The organism is Rhodopirellula europaea 6C (assembly GCF_000338295.1).
Taxonomy (GTDB): Bacteria; Planctomycetota; Planctomycetia; order Pirellulales; family Pirellulaceae; genus Rhodopirellula; species Rhodopirellula europaea.
In genome coordinates this window covers 22,082-31,644 of sequence record NZ_ANMO01000197.1, presented here as the reverse complement: position 1 = coordinate 31,644, position 9,563 = coordinate 22,082, and the positions used below count along the sequence as shown (strand labels likewise).

Here is a 9,563-nt window from a genome sequence, read left to right as displayed (position 1 = left end):
TCCCCAACTGCGTTCAGAAGGGTGAATTCAAACTTGCGAGCACTGCGTTTGTAAAACTGCACGACCTCCTATTCAGGAGGACTCCTCCGGAGCCTTCGATGCAAATTCGCGCGGACGGGCCGTCATCGCTAGCTTGGAGAGGAAACCCCGAGGCCGTTTTTAAAGACAGACGCGTCGGCCGTCTGGAATCAGCCGCTCAGTCCTGGGTAGCGTTGTTGTAGTTCGGAGCGGGCTTCGGCGGCGCGGTCTGGTTTGCCGACTTTGGTCCACAGGTCGGCGAGTTGCTTCAATGCTTCCGAATGCGGGCCGGGGTGAGTTGAGAACATCAACTGAGTGTGCAAGTAGGCCAGCAAGGCGCCTTCGGTGTCGCCCATGGCTGCGTAGCTTGCTCCCTGAGCGTTGTAGATCTCGGCGGCGGTCTCAGTGTCCGCCGGATTCAACTTGGCGATCAATTCGTTGACCATCTCAAGTGCCTCTTTGCCATTGCCCTGTTTCGCCGTGGCGATCGCGAGGGCAGCTTTGGCGAGCGTTTGAAGGCGAGCACCCTCGGGCGATTGAACACCTAGTCCGATGATCTTCTTCAGGTCACTGGCGGCGTCGGAGTCTTTGTCCTGGGCCAGCTTCACCAAGGCGTTCAAATACAGCGATTCAATTTTTGTTTCGGTGGAAGGAGCGCTGCGAAGCGATCCGTAGTACTTCGAAGCTTGGTCGTATGATCCCAGCTTGACCGCCAAGTCACCGAGCAATTTGGCTGTGTCATAGAAGTGCCAGGAGTCGGTGTTTTTTTGGATGAAACCCAGTGCGGCAGATGCTGCGGCTCGCAAGTCGCCATTGCCGGACAATGCTTGCTGGGCTTGGCAATACATCACGTAGTAGGCGAAGTCCGCTTTTTGAGGGTCGCGGTTCAGCTTGCCCGCATCGACGGCTTTGAGTTCCGCGATCGCTTGATCGAATTGGTTGTCGAGTGCAAATTCTCGCCCTTGCGTCAGTTCACTCGGGTCACCTTGGAAGAGAACCTTTTCGATCGTGCCCGCGTTGAACGTTTGGTCTTTGCCGGACACCGTCATCACGATGCCGTTCTTGCTGATCGATTTGATCTTTCCGAGGACAACCTCGCCACCTTCCGGGTAAAGACGGTCGGTTTGAGCCATGACGGGGGACGCGATCAGCAATCCGAGCAAAACGGCACTACAGCGAATCGAAAGACGAGCGATGGCAAACATGAATGTCAGTGCTTGAAAAGTGAATGCAGGTTGTGAATGCGGTGGGGATCGCGAATGATTTTTCGCGAACGGTTGGGAGGCAGGTCTACTTCAGTCCAACGACGGGTTGCCCCGCGGCACGTTGAATTTGTTTGAGCAACGCATCGAACTTTCGCTTTTGCTCGTCGCCGCCCATTTCTGGGTACAGCACAACCAACCCGGTGATGTCCCGAATGGATTGTTCGATGATGGCATTGTTGTTCATCGCTTTGCCTTGGAGATAACGGCAAAGAGCAACGTGATAGCGAGACTCAAAGAAGATGTCGCGGAACTGTTCGTTACGCTGGGTCAGTTGACTGATACGACCCCAGCCCCAGATCGTGTTCTTCTTATCGGGTCCGGGGCGGCCACCACTGAGTGCTGACTTGTACGCGCGGCCCGCGAATTTCGGTTCCAACTCGCCCGCCCATTGTTCATAGGTAAGAGCCGCCTCTTTCTGAGCGTCCAGCATCATCGACTTTTGTTTCAGGACGCTTTCGAGTTCGTTGAGAGCGCTGGAGTATTCGCCACGCAGGCGTTGTGTCTTGCCGAGCAAGAATCGGTTGGCGAGCCCGGCTTCCGATGGATCTTTCAAACTGGTGAAGGTATCGGCGGCTGCTTTGAGCAACGCGGCGGCTTGGCCTTCGGCTTTCGTTTTGCCAGCGGGCATGCTCGCCTCGCCCAGTTCCATCAGTGTTTGGCCGACCCACTGCAAGGTCGCTTTGTCATCTGTCGAATCAGCAATGCGGGTCAGGAAGACTTGAAACGCATCAATGAGTTTCGATTTCTTGGCAGGAGGAGCTGTGTCAAGCTGTTGGCGGATATCGTTCGCCAGGGAAACGAATGTGCTGACCAAAAGCTTCTCGCCGTCGGCACCTTTCGCGTTGGAGCGAAGTTCATCGATCGCGCTGGCGGCACGATCGAGCAGTTTGTCGGTGCCTTTGTCGCTGGTTGTCATCAACCCAACGACCGCTTGCAGTTCCGTTCGATACAGATCGGAAATCAAGGACGCGGGCGGCTGATCCATTTTGGACCGATTCGCGATGGGGCCGTACTTCGAGTTGTCGAGTGTTTTGACAGCTTTATCCGGTGCGTCGGTCCGGACCTGAATCTTTGCGAGCGTGAGAGCCGCTTGGAAAGCTTCCATCGAAACCAAGCCGCCTGAGATTCCGTTGAGCCCTTTTTGAAGTTCCTTGGCCGCTGCCTCCATCTGCGTTTGCGACTCCTCGGTTTTCTCTTTTGAGAGCAAACGAATGGAATCGTTCCAAAGCGATTGGCCAAGCAAGCGAGCCAGCATGTACTTCTGAGGCCCGTCGGCCATCTCATCAATCAGTTTCCGGCTGGCATCGAAGTCGTCGTTGCTCAGTGCCAGTCGCACCATGATGTCTTGCGCGGCCGCGGCCTTGGGATCGTCGGGCCAGATGCGAACGAGGTAGTCGCCAACGGATTGCAATTCCTTGAGCCAGTACTCTGCTTCACGGTCGCCGGATTGCGTGATCAATTTCTGAGCAGAGCCCAGTGCCAAGACGCCGCCCACCAACCCCGCGTCGGTTCCCGGAGCGTTTTGGGCGAGGTAACGGCCGGTCACAAAGCTGTCCCGGAAGTTCTCTTCTTGCTGCAACAGATAGGTCAGAAACTTGCGGGCTTCGTTGACCTGCATGGTGTCCGATTCGGAATTGATCATCGACAAACCACGACGCAGGATGATCACGCCGGTTTGGCGAGCCTCAACGAGCGACTCTTCGACTTCTTTGATTTGATTGGCTGGTGCCTTGTCCGCTCGAAGCTTTTCGAGCTGTTCGCCGAGCAACTGACTTGTTTGAACCAGTTGGTTCGCTGACAGGAATGCTTCGTCAAAGTTGGCTGGATCATCGGCGGTGGGAAGTTCCACCGTTTCATCGCTGGATTGCACACCAAGGTCGGCCAAGAGCGTTTTCGTTTCCGCGGTGTGTGGACCATCCACCTTTCTAGCCGACAGAAGAAGTTGTCGTGCGTCGCTGGTGGCTCGTGTTCGCTCGTTGGGTTTGTTGTTTTTCTCATCTTTGCTTTTGGCGATGAAAGCTTTGGCCAATTCGATCCGCAGTTCCTGCGAGATGGCCAGTCGCTTCTCATTTGGTCGCAGCGACTTTTCAAATTCTTCGCCCTGTTTGATGGCGTCCTGGTATTTCGGTGGATCTTCTTCGAGCGCGAGTTTGATCAGTCCGATCGTAGCACCAATCTGTGGCTCGCGAAGTGAATCAACTTCCCCCTGTTCCAGCATTCGTGTGTAGCTCTCGATCGCTTTGTCTTTTTGACCGAGCAACCGTTCGATGTCACCGCGTTTGTGAAAAGCGGAAGCACCGATGATGTAGTTGTCATACTTTTCGCTCAGTTCCACCATCTCAGCGAGCGCTTTCTCGAGCAGCGCTTTGCCGTCTTTCGAAGGATTCTTGAATGTCTTCGCTGCCATCAACTGGGCTTCGCCCGTGTTCTGACGAGCCATCAAATATTCAAACCGATACTGGTCGCGCAGCGTTGCCTTCTCGGGATCTTTGAGAGGATCAATTTTGGCACCCTGCATGCCTTCCAGTTTGGTCTTGAGATCCGACTGGATGCTTTCGAATGTTTTCGCAGCCTTCGCGTAAGCCTCTCTCGCCTTGGTTCGTTTGCTCGAATCCAACTCACCGCTCATGTGTTGAGCGGCACGGACCATTTGCAATTTGCCGAGCATGGATCGGGCTTCGCTCGCCCGTTCATGGGACGAGTTCGCGTCCACATAAGCTTGCAATTCGGCTTCAGCTTTTTCGAAGGCTTGATCTCGCTGGCTGTTGCTGCGAGAAGCGATCGCGGCGTCGATCGATGTCTGAGCCTTTTCCAACGGAATCGAAGAAAGGATTCTTTGGTCGACTCCAGGAATGTTCGGTAACCTATCCAGGTAGGCATTGGCCAGATCGTAGTACCCCGCCGCACGAAGTCGTTTCAAAAATTCGTTGGCAGGTTCACCTTCCGCAGCGACGTTGGTCGATGAGTACAGAAACGTACTGATAGTCATCGTTGCGGCGACCCAGGTGGCTAGTCGAGTTCGACGACGAGACGATGGAGTCTGTGCTGGCATAGTGGGTGCAGACGAGGTGTGAGAAGAGCTTCGGATGGTGTTGCCGCGACCCGTGCGGTTGTGTTGCATCGCAAAGGACTAGATTAAAGTGCGGAAGTACCGGTAGCAACCTTTTGCGGCCGATGTGTCCACGAATCCAACGCGTGACCATGCGTATCCCGAACGAAATCAATCGCGACAACCTCTACCGTCGGCGCGGGCGTGGTGGTGCTCCCACCCAAACTTACCGGCGGCTGTTTCGGTTGATGCTGGCGTTAGCACTGGTTCTGATGGTGATGAGGCAAGCGGCGCGTCCTGGGGTGTACGCGATTTTCTTTCCTGAAACGATGGTCCCGGTCCAATCCGAGCCCGCATCGCAATCGACGTCGGAACCTGTTGCGAATGAGCCCATCGCCGGCGAATCGTCCGCGGATGAGTTGCGATCGGAGTGGGAGTCTGTTCAAGCTGCAGTTGCTGAGCAGATCCTGTCAGAAGATCAAACGCTCGAGAAACCACAACGTACTCCCACCCGAATGGAACAGGAGTCGCTCATCGCTCAGGTGGACGACGGAACCGTCTGGCGGGCGGCGGATCAACCGGCCCTGTGCGCGACTTTGGCGTTGCACCGATCGCCCAAATCTTGGTCAGCCGAGCCACCGTTTGAATCGGTCCTTGAAACCGGATTGTTGCCTTTGCTGCAGCAACCGGATGTCTATCGCGGCCGAACAGTTCGAGCGACCGGGAAATTGGTGCGGCTGGTTTACGTTCAGGCAAGCACGAATCCGTGGGGGATCGATCGCTACTGGGATTGCTGGTTGCAGCCCGAAGATGGAAGCCAGCGACCGTGGTTGATCATCGTCCCTCAATTGCCCCAAGGCATTCGCGAATTGGTTCCGGAGTTGGTGAACGATCTTGAGTCCACTGACTCGGTCGACATTGTTTCACCGTTGCCGACGATTGTTGTGGAAGGTGAATTCCTAAAACGGCTGTCTTATCAGTCAGCCGATGGCGCGGAACTCACGCCGGTCGTGGTCGGCCACGTGCAAGCGGTGCGGTCCAACGGCAACGCGATCGTCGGTACCGCACTGCAGTCGGCAAACGCCAAGGCATCGGGCACGCCGATGGTCACAAAGAAGCGTTCACTTTCAATTGGGATGATTGTCCTGATATCGACATTGATTGGGATCGCTATCGGTGGCTTGGTGATGTGGCGATCATCCGTGTCACACCGGCGTCTGCGAGCAAAACGTCAACGTGAGCATGTCACGCTGCCGATGTTGGCTTGTTTGGCGTTGGGATTTTCGTTCATGACGATGGACGATGTTGTCGTCCTCGCCCAGCAACCTGGCACGGTTGAGCAACCTGAGAAGTCGGACGCCGCATCCGCTGATGCCTCGTTGTTGGATCTGCTGTCAGGGTTTGATGTCGAGCGGTTGCAGCGACTCGGTGATCGAATGCAAGCCGGGAGCAACGGCAACGCGGCCAGAGACGAACAAGCCAAGCTAGTGTTCCGTCTGAAGCGTCTGTCGGATGCCACGCTTGCCCAGCGGTTGAACAGTGAGGCAGCGTCGGTGGGTGATGCGACCGAGATCAACGGAGCGGTCGAATCGGTTCAGTATGTGGCTGTGCCCGAGGAATTGATTGAGTTTCTAAATCTTCGTCAATTGGTTCAGCTGGTACTGGTGAATGGCGATGGCACGCGAATTCGTGTCATTGCGGCACCATTGCCAAAGCAAGTTGCGGTCGGCGATCAATTGTCAGGTGTCGGCGTGGCGTTGCTCGATGATGAGGAGCAGAGCACATCGATCGCAGTGGCGGGAAATCTTCATTGGCGACCCAGGCAACCCGCTTCGCTCGGTTGGCAGGTTCTGGGTGAGTTGAATGTTGATATCACTCGGTTGCCTGACATCGTGGCACTCAGTCGCCGACCATTGATGGATGTCGATTCGCAGGTCTTCTTTTCGATGATTGGTGCCGCCAATCAGGCAGGTTCAATGTCCGCCGAAAGTGAACCGCTCGGGCCGATCGCCGCGGCAATGCGAGCAGCGGCGGTGGATGTCAGCCCAACCGATCTGTTGAAGGAACCCGAGAAGTGGATGGGGCAATGGATCACGATCGATGTCGAGACCTTTCGCTGGACTCGCGTTACGGTGGAGCTGGACGAGCGAGCCAAGCAGGTTGGCAGTGATCACTACTACCAAATCGATGCGATCGGCGATCTCGGCAACGTGCAATTGAAAATTGCAACGGAAGGCGGCGGTTCAGTCACGATGGAAAATCGTTATCCCGTGACGTTGGTGGCCGCCGAGTTGCCCGAATTCCTCGCGGACGAGAAGGCCTTGTCGCGAACCGTTTCAACGCCCGTCCGAGTGGAGGGGTTTTTCTATCGGTTGTGGAGCTACGAATCCGACTTCATGGCTTCGCACGGTGGAAAGCAATTCGCACCATTGCTGATCGCGGGACGCTGGGCCGATCGAACGCCAACATCAACGGACCCCATTGGCGTCAGTTGGATTGGAACGTTCGCTGCGGTTGGCGTCATCGCAGCGATCGTGGGGGCACTCGCGTATGCATGGTTCAATCGACGCGGTGATCGATTGGCTCGCCAGCACCGCGTGTGATGCGTTGCTCTTGATGCGTCGCCTTGGTTCCTCATCGCAGAACAGTCCGTTTGACTGTTCTGCGTTGGCAGATGAACTGGATGTCAGAATCCGGTTCAGCGATCGTCGCCGGTTTTCATCTCGAAACCGGTTCGCTCATTCACCGTTTCAAAGAAGCCGCGAATGATGTTGGTTGCTCCGTCGTCACCGATGAGCTGAGCCATGAACCGCTGCTGAGGTTGGCTGAATTGCTCTCGGAGTTGTTCCACATCGGGTTGGAATTCGATGGGTTGCACGACGTAGTAAACCGACTTCGGCGAGTTCGGAGCGACTTTGACGTTGCCCGCTTCGGTGCTGAACACCGCCTGCATGAACTCATTTCCGACTGCGTTCAGTTCTGGGACGTTGCCCATGGACGTTTGCATCATGCCGACCATGTTGAGCCAAGTGAACGGACCCAGGTCGGTGTGCCAGTTGGCTTCTTTGCCCTCTGGAATTGCGTCGGCAAGCTTCTTACCTTGACCAACCGCTTCTGCGATGCCTTCGGCGGCTTTTTGTGCCAGGTCCCGAGCTTCTTGAGTTCGGATCGCCATGATGACTTCGTCGCGAACTTCGTCCAATTCGGGCGTGTAAGCTTCGATGTCTTCGGTCTTCCAAGAGACGTAGCTCTTGGCGTTTTCCAAGTCGACCGAACGCTGAGGTGAGAACTCGGGCTGAGACGGGATGCTCGAGCCATCTTGCATCGCGGCACCGAACATCATCGCGTAGTAAGGTGCACCACGGCGTTGGAGTGATTGTCCCAAACCGTACGATTCACCGATTGGATCATCGCCGATGGAAACACGATTGACCAAGCCGGTCGTGCCGTAGCCCAATCCTTTTTCAGCGGCGATCGCTTCCAAGTCGGGGCGTTTGGGAGCGTCGCTTTCATCTGACACACCGACGGCAACATTGCCTTCGTGAACAGCCATCTCGCTGAAGTAGTCTCGCATCAAACCGTACACCTCAGTGATGGTTTGGTCGAGTTTCTGACGGGCGGTTTCGGAAACCATTTCGGTCGCGATTTGGTCACGCACGTCTTCGAATGGTTGCGGTTTGGTTTCGGCTGGTTCATCGCCCAGGTCCAATCCGTCACCAAGTTCCATTTCGTCGTCGGCTTCGGTGTTGGTTTCTTCCGTGTCAGCGGCTTCATCGTCGGCAGCGTCGTCTTCCTGCAATGCAACCAGTTGAACGGCTTCGTCACGGGAGCGGATCATCGAGCTGTCTTCGGCCGCAGGTTCTTCAGAACTCTCTTCGGAGGCCGTTTCCTCTGTTGAGGTTTCTTCGGTGGAAGCTTCCTCGGCCGGCGTTTCCTCGGTGGAGGTCTCGCTGGTTTCTTCGCTGGCGGGCTCGGTCTCGGTTTCCGCTTCGGCGGTTTCCTCGGTCATTTCTTCCGCGGCTGGTTCTTCTGTTTCGGTAGCGGGAGCTTCTTCTTCCGCGGGCTCGGCGTTTTCTTCCGCAGCGGCTTCGGTTTCCATCGCTTCGAGCTCGTCGGCGGCTTCCTCTGCTTCTTCAACGGGCAGTTGGAAATCACCACCAGCCAGTCGACGCTCGTATTCGGCGCGAATCTGTTCTTCGCTCAACTTCGATTTTTCGCGTTCGACGAACTCATTCAAGTCCGCAACGAGGTATTCGATCTTGGCCGAATCAGGGCGGCGGAATTTTGGTTCTGGGTCCTGGTCGTTTGGATAGGCCAACAAGTCTTTGCCGGCTTCATAGACCTCAGTGATTTGTGACGCGGAGGGCGTTTCATTGGTTTGATCGATGTACTCTTCGACCAAAACGCCGTATGCGTTGACGGTTGCTGATTGGTTGGTTTTCAGGAAATTACGCCATTGCGCCAGTGGCGTCGAAACGGGCAGGCGACCGTTCATCAATCCAACCATCGCACTTCGTTGGTACAAATCCGCCAACAAATGCATTCGCAAATGTTCGTGCAGTTGGATGGGACCCATTTGGTTTCTGGTGAATTGCATCAACATCGAACTGATTTCGTTGTCGCTGAGCAATCCATCGGTGTAACGACTGAGCCAGGTGCGAACCATGGTGTCGTCCAGGTCGAAGCCGGCCTTTTTGGCTTCGCTGTAGAACCGCATCGTGTTGATGGTGGCTTCATTGCTCGGATTGGCATCGATGCCGATCGATTGAATTTGGCCTGATTCTTGGTCGTATTGGAAACCAGGGACCTGTGGCACACCGCCGCGACGAATGGTTTCTTGGCCCAAATCGCTCAAGAACCCGACGACGGCACGGTGTTGCTGGGTCGTGCGAGCAACGCGGCTCTGAGTCAGCGTGACGCCGTCATATTCCGCGACGACCGGGTCCGAATTGGATCCGCCTCCGCGTCGCAGGTAAGTGTCCAGCGCAGGCAAGACGACGAACGCGAACAATGCCAACAAAGTCAACAAGACCATCAGTGGCTTAAGGTTGCGTCGAAAAATCTCGAACGGGCTGCTGCTCATCGTTGGGTCCAAAAAACAAAATGGTTGCAATTCAAACCGCAGAGGGTATCCCCACGGGAATTTACTGGTCAAGGTGAGTTGAATCGAGAGCTCACCCATGGGGCAAGCACCCCATGGCGAATCGGAGGCCGATTGCCCAAAAGGATTG

4 protein-coding genes are annotated in these 9,563 nt (G+C 55.7%); 1 reads left to right on the top strand and 3 read right to left on the bottom strand.

Translation table 11 applies throughout. The annotated features are described in order from the left end of the window. Positions 1-188: 188 nt before the first annotated feature. Both RE6C_RS20165 and RE6C_RS20160 read right to left on the bottom strand, forming a co-directional pair. A complete protein-coding gene (locus RE6C_RS20165; RefSeq protein WP_008659529.1) occupies positions 189-1,223 on the bottom strand; it encodes a tetratricopeptide repeat protein in 1,035 nt (344 codons plus the stop codon). A gap of 85 nt (positions 1,224-1,308) precedes the next feature. Continuing rightward, positions 1,309-4,272 (bottom strand): hypothetical protein, encoded by a 2,964-nt coding sequence (locus tag RE6C_RS20160; protein ID WP_008659528.1) that lies wholly within the window; start codon positions 4,270-4,272, stop codon positions 1,309-1,311. A 212-nt stretch (positions 4,273-4,484) separates the two neighbouring features. Between RE6C_RS20160 and RE6C_RS20155 the strand changes: the two genes are divergently transcribed. Then, on the top strand, positions 4,485-6,935 hold the full coding sequence (locus tag RE6C_RS20155; protein WP_236618371.1) for a LapA family protein: 2,451 nt from the start codon (positions 4,485-4,487) through the stop codon (positions 6,933-6,935). Positions 6,936-7,030: 95 nt separating this feature from the next. On the opposite strand, the gene RE6C_RS20150 is transcribed toward RE6C_RS20155, so the two are convergent. Beyond that, positions 7,031-9,514: a hypothetical protein gene (locus RE6C_RS20150; RefSeq protein ID WP_008659525.1), complete on the bottom strand. Its 2,484-nt coding sequence runs from the start codon at positions 9,512-9,514 to the stop codon at positions 7,031-7,033. Between the last annotated feature and the right edge of the window lie 49 nt (positions 9,515-9,563).

Excerpts from the sequence above, each read along its gene's own strand:
- RE6C_RS20160 (WP_008659528.1), bottom strand. The coding sequence starts at position 4,272 with ATGACTATCAGTACGTTTCTGTACTCATCGACCAACGTCGCTGCGGAA.
- RE6C_RS20150 (WP_008659525.1), bottom strand. The coding sequence starts at position 9,514 with ATGGGTGAGCTCTCGATTCAACTCACCTTGACCAGTAAATTCCCGTGG.
- RE6C_RS20165 (WP_008659529.1), bottom strand. The coding sequence starts at position 1,223 with ATGTTTGCCATCGCTCGTCTTTCGATTCGCTGTAGTGCCGTTTTGCTC.
- RE6C_RS20155 (WP_236618371.1), top strand. The coding sequence starts at position 4,485 with ATGCGTATCCCGAACGAAATCAATCGCGACAACCTCTACCGTCGGCGC.